Origin of the sequence: Occallatibacter sp. (genome assembly GCF_049582745.1) — a bacterium.
Taxonomy (GTDB): Bacteria; Acidobacteriota; Terriglobia; order Terriglobales; family Acidobacteriaceae; genus Telmatobacter.
The window spans coordinates 61,841-81,708 of sequence record NZ_JBAUUO010000063.1; the positions used below are offsets into that span (position 1 = coordinate 61,841).

Below are 19,868 nucleotides of genomic sequence, written 5' to 3' on the forward strand. Positions count from 1 at the left end.
TCCATCAAAACGGCCACCCGCAAGGGTGGCCGTTCTGCTTTTCTTCCATTCTAGTGGTGAAATCTTCGATGTATTGTCACGCCTTCCGGCGCGTATTATGCATGGACAGCACCGACTCAAGATCGTTCTTCCCCAGAGTGCAATCTCAGCGAGGTCTTCATGATCTGTCTTCCTACCGCCCGCGCGGCCGCCGTTCTTGCCATCCTTGTAATCGCCGTCTCTCTCAGCCAGCCCACGGGCTCCGCTTTGAGCGAGCCTCCGAGAGAAGGTGCCGAAGCCGCCGCAAACTGGACGACCACCCAAAAGGTCGCGGTCAAAGACAAACCTCTAAATATGACCGCCTTCACCGTCGACATTCCCACCGGCTGGAAGTATGCGGGCATGATCCTTCGTCCCGGCGGTTGCCACGCCCCCGCTGTTCCGGCGGCGGGCCTCTCTTTCACCACGGTCGGTCCAGATCGCATAACTGCCTACTCCTTGCTTCCCGGTGTCACATGGGACTGGGCCAGCGATGGTAAGAGCCCGCAGGGGCACGGGTGTAAGGCCATCAATATAACCACCGCCGTGGGTTTCCTTCTGAATATTGTGGTGCCTAATATGCGTCCCGACGCGAGAAACATAAGCGTGGTTCCTCTACCAGCGCAGATGCAGCAGGGGCTCGCGGCTCAGCAACGCAGCCTTCAGGCAAATGCAGGGCCGCAGGGCCGCAACATCATTGACAGCGCGCGCATCCGCCTCGAATATCAGCTCGAAGGACACCCGGTCGAAGAGCTTATCGGTGCCACAATCACGTGCGACGAGCACGGCATGCCCGCCTACCCGCAACTCAATCGCCCAGCCATGACTCGCCGCTTCTGCCGTTCTCGGGGAACGAGCATTCGGCGCGCACCCAAAGGCGGCCTCGACGCCATGATGAGCAAGAATCTGCCTCCACCCCAGATCGACCCGGCATGGGACGCTCGCATCCAGCAGCAGATGCGCACGAGTTTCGCCGCGTGGCAGAAGGCCAACAACGATCTCTTTGCGTCAATTCAAGAACACTACAAAGAAGTCACCAAAGGCATGATCAAACGCGGCCAGCAATTCCAAAATCAGCTACAGGACCAGACCGACCATGCGATGGCACAGGATCGCGCCACGCAGGCCTCCATCGACCACGCCGCCCAACAGCAGGTTCGCGACTCCCTCAACCGCGCCGATTTCATCGACCCCAACACCGGCCGCAAGATCGAGACTTCCAATCAGTATTCCCACAACTGGATATCCTCCGATGGCAGCACCGTCGTCATCGGTAGCGATCCTACCTTCGACCCCAACGGCCAGGTTGACCCCGTCCGCCAAAGCTGGACCGAACTCATTCCCATTAACTAGTCATCCAGCAGTTTTCACGGAGACTCGCAACATGTTGTGGATACTTTTCGTCGTCGTTCAGGCGCTCGTCATCATCTCCGGCATTCGACGGGAACAGAGCGCCGGACTCTGGAGTTGGTCCAAATTCATATTCTCGCTCGGATTTGCGGCCCTCGAAGTCATCATCCTCATCGGCCCAATCAGGTACATTGGCGTGCAGAGCCGTTGGTTCATGCCGGTCTTCAGCGCTTCAGGAGTTGTCGCGGCGCTCAACTTCATCTGGTTCATCGTCGTTGCCCGCAGATGGAAGCTTCCCGACGGCCGCACCAGCCTGCAGGCCTACCGGGACGAGCACCAGAAAAAGTCTTGAAATATCCCAGGTGCCCAATCCTTCTGAAGCAAGGGTGGGAGGCCGAGCGGGGTTGAAGAGTGCCATCTTCAGTGCCACACGCCATAGTCAGGCTCATGTCATTCCGAGCGGAGGTCGCCGAGCGACCGCAGTCGAGGAACCTGCAGTTGCTCTTGTTTTTCGGCAGTCAGCCGGGTGCCCCATTCAAGCCGCGTCCTTTGCGGCTTGGGTGGGAAACCACGAACCCCCACCAGCCGCTCCCAAAGAACGATAGCGCGCGAAAAGCACGAACGGCGAGCCCGCTACTCCGCCCGCAGCGCCTCCACCGGATTCACCCCCGCCGCCCTCCGCGCCGGAACCACTGCCGCCAGCAACCCGCAGATCACCAACCCCAGCGGCGCCAGTCCCATCGTCCACGGATCCGTAGCGCTCACGCCATACAGAAATCCATGCAGCAGCCGATTGCTCCACAGTGCCATCCCCAGGCCAATCACCACGCCCGCACCCATCAGCATCAGCGTCTGCCGCATCACCATGCCCACAACGGCGCTTCGGTCCGCACCCAGCGCCATGCGGATTCCAATCTCCTGCGTCCGCTGCTCGACGAGGTAACTCAACAGGCCGTACAGTCCGACCACCGTAATCAGCAGCGCCAGTCCTCCAAACACGCCCACCACCTCCGCCGCCAGCCGCTGCGCTCCCAGAGAATCCTCGACGGCCGCCTCCATGGTTGTGAAATCCCCAATCGCCAGCCGCGCATTCGCCTCCGCAATCTTCCGTCGCACCTCGGGAACCATCGCTCCCGGCGCAATCTCCGTCCGTACCGCCAGTTGCATGTATCTCCCCAGCAGCGCCCGATACAGGGGATTCTCCGGTGCCACCTGCGCCATGCAAACGTAAACCTCCGGCTGGCTCGCCGCCGCCACATCATCCTGGTGCACATCGTCGATCACGCCCACAATCGTCGCAGCCCACGGGGTGCGCCCAATCCGGATCGGCTTACCGAGCGCATCGCCTCCGCCAAGATAGCGAATCACAAACGTCCGGTTCACCACTACCACCGGCAAGCTCGACGCAGTGTCATTCTCACCAAAGAAGCGTCCGCTCCGCATGCGCACACCCAGCACGTCCATCAGCTCCGGTGAAGCCGCGCGCACCGCGGCCATGTCGTCCGCCTGCATCCAATCGGTCTTGTACACAACCGTCAGCAACTCCACCGGATGCTCGAGCGGCATCACCGTGGACATCGCGGCACTCTCCACTCCCGGCATCTGTCGCACCGCATCCAGCACAGGACGCCAGCCCAGCGCGCCGATATTCCGGCCCGTATATTCGCTCGATGAGGCGGTCAAACTTGTCAGCAGAAGGTGATCTGTCCGGAACCCCAGCGGCACGTGCCGCAGCGCGTACATCGTCCGCATCATCAATCCGGCGCCGCTCAGCAGTGCAATCGACAGCGCCACCTCGCCCACCAGCAGCACCGCGCGTGCGCGACTCTGTCCGCGATCGCCCGCCTGCTTCCTGCCAAATCCCGCTTGCGTCCCCGCCCACGCCGCTACGAGCGCCGGAAATGTCCCGAATGCCAGCGCCGTCAAAAGAGTGAGAACCAGAAGGCTCAAAAACACTGCCCAATTCAAATGAATGTTGGGCGCCATCGGCAGCATCTTCCCCAGCATGTGCTGGAATGTCCGCAGCATTGTCGCCGCCAGCGCCAGTCCCCCCACTGCTCCCGCCGCACTCAGCAGCAGGCTTTCCGTTAGAAATTGCGCCACGATCCGCCGCCGCCCCGCGCCCAGCGCCGACCGCACGGCAATCTCCGTCCGTCGCGCCGCCACCCGCGCCAGCAGCAGCCCGGCAACGTTGCAGCACGCAATCAGCCACACCACGCCGACGGCAATCTCCAGCGCAAACAACGCCGGCTGCACATCATGCACCATCAGATCGTGTTTGCGCACCAGGTGCACGCGGCTTTGCTTGCCGTGCTCGACAAACGGAGCGTGCGCGTTGGCGATCTGCGCCTCAATCCTGTTCAGCGGCACGCCGCCATGCACGCGCACAATCGGTGCAAAGTACGCACCGTATGGATCCTTCGCCGATGGTGTCATCGCACTGCGAAGCATCGGGACCCACACCTCGGGACGATCGTCGTAGACGGGATATTCAAACTCCCGAGGCATGACCCCAACCACCGTGTAACCCATGTCCCCGATATGAACGGTCTTTCCCAGCACGCCGCGATCGCCCGCGAAACTGCGCTGCCACATCGCATAACTCAACACCACCGCATCGGGGTGATCGGTCTCCTGCTCCGTCGGCAAAAAGTCGCGCCCCAGCATGGGGGAAACACCCAGCAGCGAAAACAGGTTTTCGCTGGCCGTGACCTCTGAAACCAGCACGGCGCCGGCTGGCGTGTCCACGATATTCAAGCCGCCGCCGGTAAACGCAATGTCGGCCGATCCGGCAGTCGCCTGCTGCCATTGCCGGATCTCCGGAAACGCGGCGGTCAAATAATCGTCGTTCTTGCCATCCTGTTCAAGCGGCCCATAAAGCTGCCGATCGGCCGCGAAGGGAAGCGGTCTCAGCAGCACGCCGTAACTGATCGTGAACATCGCGGTGACCGTGCCGATCCCAAGCGCCAGCACCAGCACAGTGAAGACCGCATACCCCGGCGCCCGCCGGAATTGCCTGGCCGCGTAGCGCACATCGTCCCAAAGCCTTCGCGCAGCATCCACCATATCTATGACCCGCCTGCCTTCGATCCACCGGTCGCATTCTGCCCGGTGGTTCCCACAACTCATCTCCGCCGGACATCGTCGCTGTCAAGAGACGAGCTCCATTCGACGGGTTCCGGTTCCTGCCTAACCCCGCGCAAATGAGCTGATTACCGCCGCAAAAATTTCTCTGCCATCTTTGCAGGTTATTTCTCCGATCTCTTCATAATGGAACTACGAGAGAACTCAGAGAGTTCAGGGCGCGTGAATTTGTTCAGCGCCTGATATCGAGCAGTTCTGGCGGAAATCAGAAAAACTGATGCGTTTGATGATTGCAAGGGAATGTTCGTGAGACATCAAACCGTCCTCCGGCCCTAACCCCTGTATTTGGAAATATTTGTGGGGAAGTCCAATCGAGAGAAATATCTGCGGCTATAACTGCGCCATAACCCTCAGAAAACAGGATATTTGCTTCCAGAGACGGGGTGGGGGAGGGGGGGCTAACCCGCAACCAAACGGTTGCATATCGAAACGCCGCTAACCTGGATCGAGCGCGCACCGTGATGCATCTCGTTCTGGCCGGGGGAAAGACGGATCCCACCTTTGCCGCAGCCGATTAACCTGATGCCGCTAAACTGAACCTGTGCCGCCCACCTTCCACGTCGAAAACTTCGGCTGCCGCGCTGCCCGCGCCGACGGCGAAGCGATCGCCGCTCTTCTACGTGCCGCGGCCGCTGCCGAGAGCCAGCCCTCCGAGGCCGATGTGGTCATTGTCAACACATGCAGCGTTACCGCCGAGGCCGATCGCGAAGCCCGCGCCTACATCCGCCGCGCTAATCGCCTCAACCCCGCAGCCCGTATCATCGCCACTGGCTGCTATGCCCAGCGCGCCGCTGAAGAACTGGCAGTCCTCCCCGGCGTCGCCGCCGTCGTCGGCAACAGCCACAAAGCGCTCGCCCCCGCAATTGCACTCCATCTCGGGCTCGGATCGATGGAAAACTTGCGGTCAGCCAATTTGCAGCCCGTGTCAGAGCACGACTCGGGGAACCCACGGAGTCGGTCGCGTGCCTCAAATGCCGACGAAAGGGAAACGGCTCCAATTCCCGTGGGTCCGTCGCCCCTCGTCACCGTCTCCGACCTGCTCATCGCGTCGAATCGCACGCTCATCTTGGCCGACGACACCTTCGCCCATTCCTTCCTTGAAGAAGCGCCGATCGCGCCCGGTGCGCAAACGCGCCCCAATCTAAAAATCCAGGAGGGCTGCTCCAACCGCTGCTCCTTCTGCGTCATTCCGCAGACGCGCGGCAGTTCGCGCAGCCTCTCCGCCGCATCGGTTCTGGCACACGTCCGCAGCTTTGTCGCCGCCGGCGGCAACGAGTTGGTGCTCTCCGGAATCAACCTTGGCCGCTGGGGCCGCGACCTCGATCCGGCACAGTCGCCGATCCGCACTTTCGCTGCGCTTGTCCGAACGATCGTGGAACAAACCGATCTGCCAAGATTGCGCTTGAGTTCCATTGAGCCGATGGACTGGGACGCTGCGCTCATCGGTGTCATGGCTGAATGTGGCGGAACAAGGCTGGCGCGCCATGCGCATCTTCCCCTCCAATCAGGATCCGACTCTGTCCTGCGCCGCATGTATCGCCGTTATCGCCCCTGGCACTATGCCGACAAGGTTTCCGAATTATTCGGTGCGGCTGGCCCCTCGCTCACTCTCGGCGCCGATGTCATGGTCGGATTCCCGGGCGAAACCGATCGCGAGTTCCAGGAGACTTGCGATTTCATTCGCGCGCTTCCCTTCGGGTACCTGCATCTCTTTCCGTTTTCGCCGCGCCCCGGCACACGCGCATGGACTCTTCACGCCGATTCGCCCGTTCCAGCCGCGATCGTCAATGAGCGCATGAGCGTTCTTCGCTCTCTCGCCGCGGCAAGGACCCGAGCGCACCGGCGCCAATTCATCGGCACCGAACTGGAGGCCATTACTCTGCATTCGACGGCTGCTCTCGCCCGCGCAAACCGCACTTCCGCTCTCACTGAGAACTTCCTGCCCGTCGAACTCGCGGGCACGCTCTCTGCCAACCAGCTCGTCCGCCTGCGCGTGACCGGCCTGGGCGCCGATAACGCGCTCCTGGTAATGCCCGTCCGCTCTGGCGCTTGCGGTTCCGATTCCCAACTCGAGGCGCTTCCCGTTTCCCGCAAACCGGCCCTCGAAACCACCTTTTAATCCATAGCGCTGCGGTCGGCTTTGGCATCAAACCAGTGCTATACTCAGGGTGCGTTCGCGCGCCCCGTTTGAACGTCGGAAGCTCTCCGGCAAAGGCACGCAACAACTTTGGAGGATGTACCATCGCACTCGATAAACGCTCGGCTAAGTCTTTTATCCGCATCAACGATCGCATTCGCGCCCGCGAAATCCGCGTGATCGACGAAAACGGAGAACAACTCGGCATCCTGGCCCCCTTTGAAGCTCTCAAGATCGCACGGGAGCGCGGCCTCGATCTGGTCGAAGTCTCACCCAACGCCATCCCGCCTGTCTGCCGTATTCAGGACTACGGCCGCTTCCTCTATGAGAAGGAAAAGTCGGATCGAGCCGCTAAGAAGAAGCAGAAGATCATCGTCGTTAAGGAAGTCAAATTCTCCGTCACCGTCGACGAGCATGACTACCAGACGAAGAAGAATCAGGCCGTCAAGTTCCTTGCAGGCGGCGACAAGGTCAAGGCAAGTCTCCGTTTCCGCGGCCGCCAAATGGCCCATCGCGATCTCGGCTACAACATCATCAATCGCCTCATTCAGGACATAGGCGATTCGGGTGTGGTCGAATTCATGCCGCGCATGGAAGGCACGATTCTGCACGCGATTATCGCGCCCAGTAAGCGCCCCGAAGGCCAGAAACCAAAGCCGCCCGCGCCTCCACAGCAAGCGCAGCGGCCGGCGGCGCCTCCGCAAGCACAGTAAAAGAAAAATCAGACTAGAAAGGCCGCCTGCAAAAGACGGCCTTTCGTTTTTGTTCGGCTTGCTAACCTGCAGACTTGCTAATCGCGAAGCGTGCTGACCTGCTAATTTCTATACGTCGCTAACCCCGCTTCGCCGTTGTATTCTGCTGCCATGCTCCGATTCAGACCGGCACTTCCCCTCGTTTGTTTTGCTGTTGCCTCCTCGTTTCTCGCTGCTCAATCCAGCTCCACTGCAGCAGTTGCGCCGCAAACCGCTCCGCACTTTCCGACGAACGAAGACCTGAGGCATTTCAAGGCTCTGTCCGCGCCGCTGCTTTCGCCCGATGGCAAGAGCGTGCTCTTCACCGTCACGCACGCTACGGCCGACGGCGCTGCAAGCCATCTATGGATAGTTCCAACTGCGACCGGCAGCACTGAAAAACCCCGCCAGCTCACCTTCTCGCCCCCCGCCGACAAGCGCGGCGAACACAACGCTCAGTGGGCGCCGGATAGCTCCGCGATTTTCTTCCTTGCGAAGCGCGGAGAACACACGCAGCTGTTCCGCCTCGATTTGCGCGGCGGCGAAGCCTCTCCCTATGACCTCAAGATCCTCCCTCCCGTCGATGTTTCGAAAGACAAGGACGCCATCAATCCGCCGCCTGCGCCCGACGCTGTTCAAAAGAAGGACGAAAAGAAGCCCGCGGATTCGAAGCAACAACCTGTGGAAATTGACGTTGCCGGATTCTCCATCAGCGATGACGGCAGGTATCTAGCGCTCTGGGTGCACGATCCAGAGACACCTGGTGAGAAGAAGCAGAAGGACGCCAAGATCGACGCTTCGTGGGTCAATCACGAGAAGCACCTCACGCGCTTGTATGTCGCCGCGCTCAAGGCCGACGGCGCAATCGATGGGGATCTGAAAGTTATCGATGTTCCGCCAGATGTCCACGGCGTGGTTTGGTCTCCCGCCGCCGACAAACTCTTCGTAGTCGCAGAAGCTCCGAACGAAGCATCCGATCTCGGTCCTGCAGGCACCGCATGGGTCGTCGACGCAGCTGCGCCTGCCAGGCCCGTTAAGCTTGAATCGGTCCCTGCAACGGTCAGCGGCGGAAATTGGAACGTGAGTGGCAGTTCCATCATCTTCGCTGCTGCGACTCCCGACGATGCGCCGCCGGGCTACGACGACCTCTACGTGCTCGCGACGGGATCTCCCGACGCAAGGCCCCGGAACCTTACACGCGGTTTCGCCGGTCAATTTCGAGGCCAGGGAATCTTCTCCACGCAGGATGGCGGCATTATTGCTCCCGCAGCAATCGGAACGCGCAATGCTGTCGTTCGCATTGTTATGGGGCTGGACCGGGCGGGAATACAGATCGACCCAATCGATCTCGGCGCCGCCGTCGTCTCCGGTCTCAGTACCAATCGCAAACAGACCGGTTGGGTCTGGCTCGCCGATTCCGGCGGACATCCCATGCAACTCTGCTACGCCGCAAAACTCGACGATGCCTGCACCGTTCTTCCCACAACCGAACTCGCGCCGGCGAACCTCCGCACCGTCGCACCCCAGCTTGTGCACTGGAAGTCCGGCGCCTTCACCATTGAAGGACTCCTGTATCTTCCACCGGACTCCGGTTCCGCAAAAACTCCCCTTGTCGTCGACGTCCACGGCGGACCCTTCGGCGCGTGGGAAGACCGAAGCGATCCCTTCGCCGATTTCCTCATCGGCAACGGCTGGGCCGTGCTTCGCCCCAATCCGCGTGGCTCGTCCAACTACGACATCAAATTCGCAGCCGGCAACAAGAACGACCTGGGCGGTGGCGATTACCAGGACGTGATGGCCGGGGTCGATTACGTTCTCGCCCACTACCCCATCGATTCCACGCGCATGGCGCTGATGGGCTATAGCTACGGCGGCGAGATGGCCGGCTTCGTTGAAGGCAAGACCGACCGTTTCAAAGCCATCATCAGCGGCGCGCCCGTCATCGACCAGTTCAGCGAATACGGCACCGAGGGGGGCTCGTGGTACGACCGCTGGTACTTCGGCAAACCGTGGGAGCACATGAACGATGCATGGAGGCAGAGCCCGCTCGCCGGCGCGGCGCACGCCAAAACTCCCTTCCTGCTGATCCAAGGCCAAAGCGATACCACCGACCCCCTCGGCCAGGCGGAGGAAATGTACCGTGCCCTTCGCCAGGAAGGCGTTCCCGTCGAACTCGTCACCTATCCGCGCGAAAACCACGGACCGCTCGCCATCGGCATGCTCGGCCACCCGTCGCCCGAACCATGGCACGGTTTTGATGTCCGGCAGCGCATCGTCTCGTTCATCAACTCAGCATTCTCGCCAACCCCGCCACCCTCCACAGCGCCTGCGAAACCGTAATTAGTTTCGGCAATGCTCACCGGAACCTGAACCACTGGACGAGCGCGAAAACTTCGCCCGCGACAAAGAGCGATCCGAAGACGACCTTGTTGTAGCGCGCCAGCCACAGCGGGAGGTAAATGTCGAAGTTATCGGTGCGCTCCTCGGTATAAGCCGCCGCCAGATTCGTCAGAGGACAGCGACAGCGGTTTACGGCCAGGATCAAGCACTCCAAGAGAACCACGACGCTGAGAACGGCTGCCGCTCTGAAGTGCCTTAATTCCGCTGCAATCGGAACCGCTACGATGCACGAAACAAAGCCCAGCCAGGTCGCCGTATGCAGCAGCTTGATTACAATCAAGATAGGCGGCTTTCTGGCCTCGAGTTCCATGGGCGGAGTTTAGCGGTTATCGCGATGATTTCGCTGTGACGGATGAACCCTCTCCGATCTCTCACCTCCGCAAGGCTTCATCGCACCCGTAAGTCCACTTGGGTTATACTGATGAGAGCCTCCCTCGAGGCGGGGGAACCCCTGTTTCACGAGGCGTTCGATGGGGCCATCAGGCTTCATCCAACAACGAGAAAAAAATGCCCAAATTGAAGACCCATACGGGCGCGAAAAAGCGCTTCAGCAAGACTGGCACCGGCAAAATCAAGCGGCACCAGACCAAGACGCGCCATATTCTTTCGTCAAAATCGCCAAAAGTGAAGCGCAAGCTCGGCAAAACCGTGCTTGTTTCCGATGGTGATTACGCGAAGGTTGCGCGCATGATTCCCTACGCCTGATGCATCGTTATCCAAAGGGGCGCTGCACCAGAGTGCCCCCGCCGGAATGAAAAGCGTCCTGACCGGCGAGAAATTCAGGCTTGAACGAGCGAGTGAAGAGGTTTAACGCCGGACCCTAAAGTCTTGGCCTCCTGCCTCCAGCCGCGATGACCAACGAACGCAAAAATGGAGAACACCAATGCCCCGCGTAAAACGCAGCACGAAGCGGAATGACCGCCGTAAGAAAATCCTGAAAAGGGCGAGCGGCTACTTCCTTACCAAATCCAAGCTCTACCAGGCAGCACAGGAAGCCGTCGAGCGCGGCCTCAAGTTTGCCTACACCGGCCGCAAGCAGAAGAAGCGCCAGTTCCGTTCTCTCTGGATCGTGCGCATCTCCGCTGCCGCCAAGCTCAACGGCACCAGCTATTCGCAGTTCATCAACGGACTGAAGAAGGCCGGCATCGAGCTCGACCGCAAGGTCCTCTCTGATATCGCCGTACACGACGCCGCAGCCTTTACCAAGCTGGTGGAGCAGGCCAAGGCCGCTCTCGCCAGCACAAAAGCCGCCTAAAGCCCGAGCTGCAATCAGCCTCATCGACGGCCCGGAGCTTAGCTTCGGGCCGTTTTGCTGTTTGCGTCCCGTTTCAATACCACGCAGCACAATACGATATTCTTGGCTTTCGCAATGACAAACGACGATATTCCGAATCTGCCGGAGTACACCGACTCCGCTCTCGATCAGGCTTTTGCTGCCTTAGCCAAACAGGCCTCAGACGAAGCCGCCGCAATCGCCAGCCCTGACGACCTTTGGACCTTCCGCCTGCGCTGGGTCGGCCGCAAGCAGGGCCGCCTCAACGACGTTTCCGCACGCTGGCTGAAAGCCGCGCCACCAGCAGCAAAGAAGGCCGTAGGCGAGCGTTTCAAAACGCTCAAGGAACTTGTCGAAGGCATTGTTGAATCAGCCGCCGGCTCAGGCCCAAGCGACGCCACCCTTGCAGCCGAGGCCATCGACATTACGCTGCCCGGCACACGCCGCCTCACGGGAGCTGAGCACCCCATTACGCGGATGATGAATGAAATCGTGTCGGTCTTCGCGGCTCTCGGCTACTCCGTCGGCGTCGGCCCGGAGGTCGAGACCGACTTCTACAACTTCGAGTCGATGAACTTCCCACCGGGCCATCCCGCGCGCGACACGCAGGACACGTTGGTCATCGCAAACCAGGAACGCCGCTCCCGGCGCGATCGCCTGCTCTTGCGTACGCACACCTCGCCCGTGCAGATGCGCACCATGGAGCAGCAGCCGCCGCCCATCCGCATCGTGATCCCCGGCAAGGTGCACCGCAACGAGGCGCAGGACGCTACGCACTCAGCGATCTTTCATCAAGTGGAAGGTCTCTGCGTTGACTCCAACATCACCTTCAGCGACCTCAAGGGCACGCTCGACCACGCCATGAAAGCGCTCTTCGGATCGTCCGTCAGAACGCGTTTCTTTCCATCGTTCTTCCCGTTTACCGAACCGAGCGCAGACGTGCAGATCAGCTGCATCTTCTGCGGCGGCAAAGGCTGTCGCAAGTGCAAACACTCCGGCTGGATCGAATTGCTCGGTTGCGGCATGGTCGATCCCGCAGTATTCGCGTTCGCTCAAGAGAAACAGCCCGCCTACGATCCTAAGAAGATCAGCGGCTTCGCCTTCGGCATGGGCGTCGAGCGCATCGCCATGATGAAGTACGGCATCAGCGACATTGGACAGCTCTACGCAGGCGATATGCGTTTTTTGAACCAGTTTGCGTGAGCCGCGGAGTTAGCAATGAAAGGATCGCAATGTGGCGCTGGATTATTCGCGTATATGTTGCCTTTGTGGTTTTCGTTTTCTTGTTGTTTTTATGCGGAGTCGGATTGATCCAGTTCGATCATTTCCTCATTCGTAGCGGTTTTTCTGGTCTGAATCGCCTGATGCATGAGCACACATTGATAACGACGTTTCTGTTGGGCCTTGTTGCAGGCGTGACGTACCTTGGATCGAACTTCACCGGACGTGGATGGTTCCGATCAAAGAGCGGGTTGACTTATGAAGGATTCAAACTGGAGGAGTTGAAACGCTGGACTTGGCTGATCACAAGTCCAATTCTCCTGGCCGGGATTCTTTTCTGGGTCGCAATACAGAAGGAGAATGGGGTACTCGCCAAGATAGGCTGGCGAAGCTTCTACGAGGGGTTCCTGATGCCGGAGTGCTCCAATCGAAGGCTTTTTGCCATCGGGAGTGATTACCAATGCGGTCTTCGCCTGATGTTCTTGGGAACCTGGGTTGCTGCCGTTGGGTACTCATTGGCTCCGATACTTCGCAAGCAGGTTCTGACATTCTTGATGCGATTAAGGAAGCGCAGTGGCCCGTCTTTGGAGATGAGATAAAAAGTTCGGTGAAACTGAAGGCAGAAGAGAAATGAAAATTCTTACCAAATGGCTTCGCAGTTATTTGCTCGATCTTCCCGTCAACGACGCGCAACTCGCCGAGGATCTGACCCTTCGCGGTATCGCCGTCGAAGGTATCTTCGATCTGGGCGCGGACAACGGCTCCCTCTACGAGATGGACATTACCACCAACCGCGTCGATGCCATGAACCATTACGGCATTGCGCGCGAAACCGCGACTATCTATAGCGTCGCACTCAAGCCACTCGACACCACTTTACCCGCTGCAAGTCCGGCTTCAGATTTGTTCTCAGTGAAGATCGAAGTCGAAGACGCCTGCGGTCGCTTCACCGCTCGCATTCTGCGCGGCATCACCATCGGCAACTCGCGCGACTGGTTTCCCGGCGCAGAAGTTTCCACGTACTTCGGTCTGCTTGAGCAGAAACAAATCTCCAACGCCGTCGACGCCACTAACTTCGCGTTGCTCGCCATGGGCCAGCCCACGCACGCCTTCGACCTCGACAAGATTAAAGGCGGCATCATCGTCCGCCGCGCCCGCAAAGGCGAAAAGCTGAAAACCCTCGACGGCATCGAGCGCACGCTCGATCCTGAAGACCTCGTCGTTGCCGATCACGTCAAGCCTCTCGGCCTCGCTGGAGTCATGGGAGGTTGGGACACGATGATCACGCCCGACACGAAAAACGTTCTCGTCGAAGCCGCGTGGTTCGAGCCCATGGCCGTGCGCCGCACCGCGCGCCGTCACGGGCTGCACACCGATGCCAGTCATCGCTTCGAGCGCGGCGCGGACTTCAATGCCGCCCCCGTCGCTTCAGCAATCGTCAGCCGCATCCTCCTTGCCAACGGCGGCAGTATCGAAGGCGACCTGGTCGACGTGTGCGTGTCTGCATGGGAAGCCCGCACCGCCAATCGCCGGCCCATCACGCTCGCACTCAGCGAGGTCCATCGCATTCTTGGCAAGACTGAAGACTCTCAAGGCATCACCGCCCCCTTTGTCGAATCCACCCTCGCGGGCCTCGGATGCAGACTCTCCAGCTACGCCTCGCAATCCAATGCGTGGCAGGTTCAGCTTCCAAGTTGGCGCCTCGACTTCGAACGCGAAATCGATCTCATCGAAGAAGTCGCCCGCGTCTACGGCTACAACCGCTTCGCCAACACGCTGCCGGCATTCGGCGGAGGCGTAAAAGCCCTGCCGTGGGCCGAAGCAGAACCTACCGTCCGCCGCACCCTGCTTGCTGCCGGATTCGACGAAGCCATCGCCAGCACCTTCTGTTCTGCCGCCGATGCCGCCCTCACGGCGCCGACACCGGGCCAGGTAGTGCCCATCGGCAACCCGCTTAGCGAAGAAGCCGGAGTGCTGCGTCCATCGCTCGTCCCCGGCATGCTCGCTGCCGTTGCCGGCAATCTTCACCGCGACGTTAGCGATGTGCGCCTCTTCGAACTCGGCACGGTCTTCAGCGGAACCACGGAGAAGGTCGACGAACGTCCGGCGCTGGCCTTTGCTGCTGCGGGCACTCTTCCTGACATAAGCGCCCTTCACCCTGCGAGAGCTATTGAGTTCCACGACCTGAAAGGAGTGGTCGAGCAAATCCTCTCGCGTTTCCAGATGCGTACTGCCTACTTCGACCGATTCCCACCAGAGTCCGGCCTCGCGCCTGCATGGTTGCACCCCTATCGCTCTGCGCGCGTCGTCGCGGAAGGCCTCACCGTCGGCTGGTTTGGCCAACTCCATCCCAACCAGGCTGCTGCTCGCAAAATCAAGGAACCGGTCCTGGTCGGCGAGATTTATCTCGACCGCCTCTACAAGCTGCCGCTGCGCAAACCCGTCGCGCGCGACTTCTCCCGTTTCCAGCCCGTGCGGCGCGATTTTTCGCTTGTTCTCGATCAAAGCATTTCATGGAAGCGCATTGACAAGGCGCTCGCATCGCTCCAGATTCCCGAACTCGTCGAGTGGCACGCTGCCGAAGTCTTTCGCGATGCCCGCCTGGGGGCGCAGGAGTATTCCCTGTTGGTCAGCGCCACCTTTCAGGCGCCCGACCGCACCTTGCGCGAAGAAGAAGTCCAGTCGTTCCAATCGCGCATCGTGGAGGCGGTTAACAATGCCGGTGCGCGGCTGCGATCTTAGTTGCACGCGGAGTGGATAGACCTCAGTTTCCCTCATCGTCTGCCACCCGCATTCGGAGCTATACTTCCCGAATAGAGCGCAATTGCGCGGAGGTTTACTTTCATGTCGCCATCATCCCTGGAATCCCAGATCGCGGAACAGTCCGAGACCCAACCATCTGAAATGCACGATCAAGACAACTTCGGAAAACTCGCCATGAGCAGCAGCGATTTTTCTGCTCTCGAAGAGCGCATTGCCCGCACCATCACGCTGGTCAAGAGCGAACGCCAAGCCCGCGCTCTCGCCGAGCAGCGAGCCGAAACGCTCGATGGTCAACTCGGCGAACAGCTTGCGCTCGTTAAATCCTTGCAGGAAGAAGTGCGCGCCCTCAACGCCGAGCGCGACCAGGTGCGTCAGCGCGTCGAGCGCCTGCTTTCGCAACTCGACGCACTTGAAGTGTGAGGTCTTTCGATGGCTAACGAAATCCAGCCCAACACTCCCGGTTACACCACGGTCAGCATCTACGACCAGACCTATCACCTGCGCGGCCAGGATCCCGACCACATCCGGCAACTCGCAGATCTGGTTGACAGCAAGATGCGGGCCGTGGCGGCGGTTGGCCGCACTGTCGATTCACTGCGTGTCGCCGTCCTCGCGGCGCTCAACCTGGCCGACGAACTCTCGCAGACCTCCGTGGTTGACTCCAATGAAGGACGGATGCGCACAGCTCACCTGAGCCGCTTGCTGGACGAGGTTCTGGAAGGCGAGCGCAAAAGCGGTTCGTAGGGCAAACTCGCTTCCACGCCGGAAACGATTCGGAAAATGAGTTGCGCCAACGGCATTCTCAAACGTGACCGATGTCACTAACACAAATGAGCTGACCTGCACAAGACTTGCAATTCCTCGCCAACATCCATACAGTCAGCAATAGAAACCGGCCTGCAAAGCAGGTGGGTGGTCAACGCTGGTTGAACCAACATTCATTGAACAGGGGCTCTACTCGTACAAACTTGGTTCTGTGTGCCGTGTCCGCCAGTCCGGAATGCCTAATGAACCACGGGGAGCTCCGCCGTCTTAGGACGGGTTCACCAGCGCATTGCTCACGGCCCAGCGGGTCGGATTCTACTTCAGTGATGAAGTGCGGTCGCGAAGGTCTCAGCGTTCTTGCCACAAGGCAGCGTGAAATCAGCGCTTAACCCTTGCGTTCTGCAACTCGCGCGCTGAACCGGTATCCTTGGTCAAGTGCATCCCGTTCTCTTCCACATCGGCTCGCTTGTCATTCCTTCGTACGGCGCTACTGCCGCAGCGGGAGTGTTGTTGGCCCTGATGCTCGCCATGCACACTGCGCGCAAGGTTGGCGGCGATCCCAACCGGATCTGGAATCTCTGCATCCTTATGCTTTTCACCGCGCTGATTGGTTCGCGCCTGTTGCTGGTGATCGCGAACTGGACGGTGCTGCGCCACCATCCGCTTTGGATGTTGAGCCTGGCGATGATTCATCATCCGCTCCTCGCTGGCATTGGCGCCCTCATCGCGCTTGCCGTTGCCGCTGTTTATGCCCGCGTTTATCATTTGCCATTTCGCATTACGGCCGATGTACTCGCAGCGCCTGTGGCTCTCGGTCTCGCCTTTGAACAAATCGGCGCGTTGCTCGCCGGCTCCGGCTACGGCACGGGCGCACACGTTCCGTGGGCCGTCACCTACACCGACCCGCTTGCTGCGCGATGGAGCGATGCCCCACTCGGGATTCCCGTTCATCCCGTCCAGGCCTATGCCTCTCTTGGATTCTTCGCGATTGCAGTAGGCCTTCTTCTCTGGTTGCCGCATCGCCGCCAGCATGGCGACCTCGCCGGCCTCTTCCTTATGGCGACCGGCGTGGTTCTCTTTATCACCGAATTCTGGCGCGACCCACTCGGCCGCGGAACCCTTCTCGGGGGAGTGATCAAAGGTCCCCAGGTCGCCGGAATCGTTCTCGTTCTCGCCGGAACATCCATGCTGCTTGAATCCAAGTCGCAATGCATTGCCATGGCGCCTGTCTCCATCGAGCGGTCGCCTTCTACACCGCTTGAAGTTGAAAGACCATCCCATGGCTGAGCCGCGTTCGATTGCCGTTCCACCCGAGGCCGCCGGCCAACGCCTCGATCACTTCGTCGCCACGCAACTTGAGGGCGTCAGCCGTTCGCGTGTGCAACTTCTGCTGGATCAAGGCGACGTGTCGGTCAACGGCGCGCAGGTTAAAGCTTCACTCAAGCTCCGCGGCGGCGAGCACATACGCATCACCGGCGAGCCCCATCCCGCACCCCTCAAAGCCACGCCGCAGGACATCCCGCTCGACGTCGTTTTCGAAGACAAGCATTTCGCCGTCATCAACAAGCCTGCCGGAATGATGGTGCATGCCGGCGCCGGCGAAACCGAGGATGCGCGCAACTGCAACACCCTCGTCAACGCGCTGCTCTTTCGATTCAAAGCGCTTTCGGCAACCGGTGGCGATCTCCGGCCCGGCATCGTGCATCGTCTCGACAAAGAGACCAGCGGCCTCATCGTCGTCGCCAAAAACGATGCTGCCCATGGCGCGCTCGCCGAACTCTTCTCCTCACGTCAAATCAGCAAGACCTACATCGCACTCGTGCATGGCGCAGTCGAGCGCCAGAAGGGAACTATCACGGCTGCAGTCAGCCGCGATCCGATGCGCCGCACCCGTATGACCACCCGCCCTGCAGACAACGCCCGCTCCGCCGTCTCTCACTACGAAGTTGTACGCCGCCTCGAAACGCGCTTCGGCAAATTCACGCTTGTGCGCGTCCGCATCGAGACAGGGCGTACCCACCAGATCCGTGTGCACATGGCCTCCATCGGCCACCCCGTGGTTGGCGATACGACCTACGGCGCTTCATCGCAACTTACTGACCAGGTCGCCGCACAGGCCGCTCCCTCCCGTTCCGCGCGTCGTAACTCTCAGCCCGAGCGTCTCAGGCTCAATCGCAACTTCCTCCACGCCGCCCGCCTGGCATTCACGCACCCCGTCACCGGCAAACCGCTTGAACTGGAGTCGCCACTGCCCGCTGATCTCGAGATGTTTCTTGCCCGTCTCGAATCGGGCCGAACCGACTCCGCCAATGCCTCCGTAACGGGGACGGTGCCGGATGGTGGTGCGCCATTGATAAAATAAGGAGTGCTATGAATAAAAAATTGTCCGGCCTGGTTCTCGCCGCCGCGATGTGCGTCACCGCCCTGCAGGCACAGCAGCCTGCTCCGCGACCCGCGCAAACGCCTGCACCCCAACAACCTGCGCAAACCCCAGCCGCACAGTCCCCTGCCGGCCAGCAACCCGCAAGTGGCGCGCAGGACCAGACCGAAGATATCGGCCCAACCCTCAAGCTCGGTGTCAACGAAGTCAACCTGATCTTCACCGTGACCGACAAGCACGGCCACTACATTCCCAACCTGAAACAGAGCGACTTCGCGCTGCTGGACGACCAAAAGGCACCCGAGAAGATCACGTCCTTCCGTCAGCAGATCAATCTGCCTTTACGCGTTGGCATTGTGATCGATGCCAGCACCTCCATCCGTTCAAGGTTTCAGTTTGAACAGCAGTCTGCGACGGAGTTTCTGTTGCAGATTCTAAAATCTAGGAGCGACCGCGCGTTTGTCATGGGGTTTGACGTGACCCCGACCGTGACGGCCGACTGGACCAACAACATCGACGCTCTCGAGACCGGCATCAACCGCCTGCGTCCCGGAGGTGGCACTGCCATGTTCGACGCCGTCTACACCGCCTGCCGCGACAAGCTTCTCGACGCGCGCGGACAGGAACCGGTCCGCCATGCCATGATCCTCATCTCCGACGGCGACGACAACCAGAGTCGCGTTCATCCCGACGAAGCCATCAAGATGTGCCAGCGTGCCGAAACCATCATCTACGCCATCAGCACGAACTGGACCCCCAGCCGCGGCAAAGGCGACCAGATCCTGACCCAGATGGCTACCGAAACCGGCGGCTTGACCTTCTTTCCGCCCTCTGTTGAGGAGATGAGCAACAGCTTTAAGAGCATCGAAGAAGAACTGCGCAGCCAGTACGCGTTGACCTACACGCCGGCGGACTTCAAGATGAATGGAGCCTTTCGGCCCATCTACCTCTATTGCAACGACCGCAGGTACATCGCCCGCGCCAAGAAGGGCTATTTCGCCCCACGCGAATAGAAGCATCCGAAAAGTGTGCGAAACTCGGCCGTCCCATCTTGGCACTGAACCATGCGCGCAAGTCCGATTTTGAAACGGACCGCTATTCTTCCTTCGCGTGAAGGCGTTGTTTCGCCAGGAATGCGATGAAATGAAGGCGGAGGAATCTCGGTGATCCGCCAAGCCATTTCGTGCGACATCTGCGGAACGGAAATGCTCAACGCCAACCACTGGTTCGTCGCTTACGATCGCGGACCGGAGCTTCGCATCGGCGTGTGCAACCCGGGTAACCGGCTTCGGGCGTCGGCCAGGCACCTCTGCGGCGATAAATGTCTGCACAAGCTGGTGGATGTCTTCACGGCGAGGACTCTCAGCGCGCGAGCATCGGCTTCTGTCCAAGCTGAGGAATCAAATCGGAATTGTGCCCCACGCTCGATGGCGTCCACAGATACGAGCCTGACTTGTGTCACGACGCATAAGTCCGCGGCACTGCCGATCACTGGCCCGTACGTGGAGGACTTCGATTCTTCGGCGAGACTCATCGCACCCGTTGATCAGAGAATTCCACGGGCGACTTCAAACCCGGCGACGGTGCGTGCCGATGCCTGGAAGCGCGAACGCCAGCGACAGCCAGAACAAACCACAGCTTCGCGCCGATCCATTGCATGACCGCCGAATGAGCAGCGGGCCGAAA

At 60.1% G+C, this 19,868-nt stretch carries 17 protein-coding genes; 15 read left to right on the forward strand and 2 right to left on the reverse strand.

Annotated elements, in window-relative coordinates:
• Positions 1–159: 159 nt before the first annotated feature.
• Both WCA10_RS09630 and WCA10_RS09635 read left to right on the forward strand, forming a co-directional pair.
• Complete coding sequence (locus WCA10_RS09630) at positions 160–1,371, forward strand: hypothetical protein (protein WP_472822294.1); 1,212 nt, start codon at positions 160–162, stop codon at positions 1,369–1,371.
• A 31-nt stretch (positions 1,372–1,402) separates the two neighbouring features.
• Positions 1,403–1,720 (forward strand): hypothetical protein, encoded by a 318-nt coding sequence (locus WCA10_RS09635; protein ID WP_472822295.1) that lies wholly within the window; start codon positions 1,403–1,405, stop codon positions 1,718–1,720.
• A gap of 281 nt (positions 1,721–2,001) precedes the next feature.
• Here the strand turns inward: WCA10_RS09635 and WCA10_RS09640 are convergent, their stop codons facing one another.
• Positions 2,002–4,434: an ABC transporter permease gene (locus WCA10_RS09640; protein ID WP_472822296.1), complete on the reverse strand. Its 2,433-nt coding sequence runs from the start codon at positions 4,432–4,434 to the stop codon at positions 2,002–2,004.
• A 619-nt stretch (positions 4,435–5,053) separates the two neighbouring features.
• On the opposite strand from WCA10_RS09640, the gene WCA10_RS09645 reads away from it, so the two are divergent.
• The 3 genes from WCA10_RS09645 (at position 5,054) to WCA10_RS09655 (ending at position 9,720) form a co-directional block, all read left to right on the forward strand.
• Complete coding sequence (locus tag WCA10_RS09645; RefSeq protein WP_472822297.1) at positions 5,054–6,631, forward strand: MiaB/RimO family radical SAM methylthiotransferase; 1,578 nt, start codon at positions 5,054–5,056, stop codon at positions 6,629–6,631.
• Between the two features lie 68 nt (positions 6,632–6,699).
• Positions 6,700–7,362: a translation initiation factor IF-3 gene (infC, locus tag WCA10_RS09650; RefSeq protein ID WP_472822298.1), complete on the forward strand. Its 663-nt coding sequence runs from the start codon at positions 6,700–6,702 to the stop codon at positions 7,360–7,362.
• 150 nt (positions 7,363–7,512) lie between these two features.
• A complete protein-coding gene (locus tag WCA10_RS09655) occupies positions 7,513–9,720 on the forward strand; it encodes a S9 family peptidase (RefSeq protein WP_472822299.1) in 2,208 nt (735 codons plus the stop codon).
• A 16-nt stretch (positions 9,721–9,736) separates the two neighbouring features.
• On the opposite strand, the gene WCA10_RS09660 is transcribed toward WCA10_RS09655, so the two are convergent.
• Positions 9,737–10,060, reverse strand: a complete 324-nt coding sequence (locus WCA10_RS09660; RefSeq protein ID WP_472822300.1) for a hypothetical protein — start codon at positions 10,058–10,060, stop codon at positions 9,737–9,739.
• A 227-nt stretch (positions 10,061–10,287) separates the two neighbouring features.
• On the opposite strand from WCA10_RS09660, the gene rpmI reads away from it, so the two are divergent.
• The 10 genes from rpmI (at position 10,288) to WCA10_RS09710 (ending at position 19,843) form a co-directional block, all read left to right on the forward strand.
• Positions 10,288–10,485: a 50S ribosomal protein L35 gene (rpmI, locus tag WCA10_RS09665; protein ID WP_472807018.1), complete on the forward strand. Its 198-nt coding sequence runs from the start codon at positions 10,288–10,290 to the stop codon at positions 10,483–10,485.
• Between the two features lie 178 nt (positions 10,486–10,663).
• Positions 10,664–11,035 (forward strand): 50S ribosomal protein L20, encoded by a 372-nt coding sequence (gene rplT, locus WCA10_RS09670; RefSeq protein ID WP_472822301.1) that lies wholly within the window; start codon positions 10,664–10,666, stop codon positions 11,033–11,035.
• Between the two features lie 114 nt (positions 11,036–11,149).
• Positions 11,150–12,256, forward strand: a complete 1,107-nt coding sequence (gene pheS / locus WCA10_RS09675) for a phenylalanine--tRNA ligase subunit alpha (RefSeq protein ID WP_472822302.1) — start codon at positions 11,150–11,152, stop codon at positions 12,254–12,256.
• 648 nt (positions 12,257–12,904) lie between these two features.
• On the forward strand, positions 12,905–15,016 hold the full coding sequence (gene pheT / locus WCA10_RS09680; RefSeq protein WP_472822303.1) for a phenylalanine--tRNA ligase subunit beta: 2,112 nt from the start codon (positions 12,905–12,907) through the stop codon (positions 15,014–15,016).
• A gap of 102 nt (positions 15,017–15,118) precedes the next feature.
• Positions 15,119–15,457 (forward strand): hypothetical protein, encoded by a 339-nt coding sequence (locus WCA10_RS09685; RefSeq protein WP_472822304.1) that lies wholly within the window; start codon positions 15,119–15,121, stop codon positions 15,455–15,457.
• A gap of 9 nt (positions 15,458–15,466) precedes the next feature.
• Positions 15,467–15,781, forward strand: coding sequence for a cell division protein ZapA (locus WCA10_RS09690; RefSeq protein WP_472822305.1), 315 nt, complete (start codon positions 15,467–15,469; stop codon positions 15,779–15,781).
• A gap of 456 nt (positions 15,782–16,237) precedes the next feature.
• The gene (locus tag WCA10_RS09695; protein ID WP_472822306.1) at positions 16,238–17,089 is read left to right on the forward strand and encodes a prolipoprotein diacylglyceryl transferase; all 852 of its coding nucleotides are present in this window, start codon (positions 16,238–16,240) and stop codon (positions 17,087–17,089) included.
• A complete protein-coding gene (locus tag WCA10_RS09700) occupies positions 17,082–18,164 on the forward strand; it encodes an RluA family pseudouridine synthase (protein ID WP_472822307.1) in 1,083 nt (360 codons plus the stop codon). Before WCA10_RS09695 ends, WCA10_RS09700 begins: the two co-directional genes overlap by 8 nt.
• A gap of 8 nt (positions 18,165–18,172) precedes the next feature.
• Complete coding sequence (locus WCA10_RS09705) at positions 18,173–19,195, forward strand: VWA domain-containing protein (RefSeq protein ID WP_472822308.1); 1,023 nt, start codon at positions 18,173–18,175, stop codon at positions 19,193–19,195.
• A gap of 150 nt (positions 19,196–19,345) precedes the next feature.
• Positions 19,346–19,843 (forward strand): hypothetical protein, encoded by a 498-nt coding sequence (locus tag WCA10_RS09710; RefSeq protein ID WP_472822309.1) that lies wholly within the window; start codon positions 19,346–19,348, stop codon positions 19,841–19,843.
• Positions 19,844–19,868: the final 25 nt, after the last annotated feature.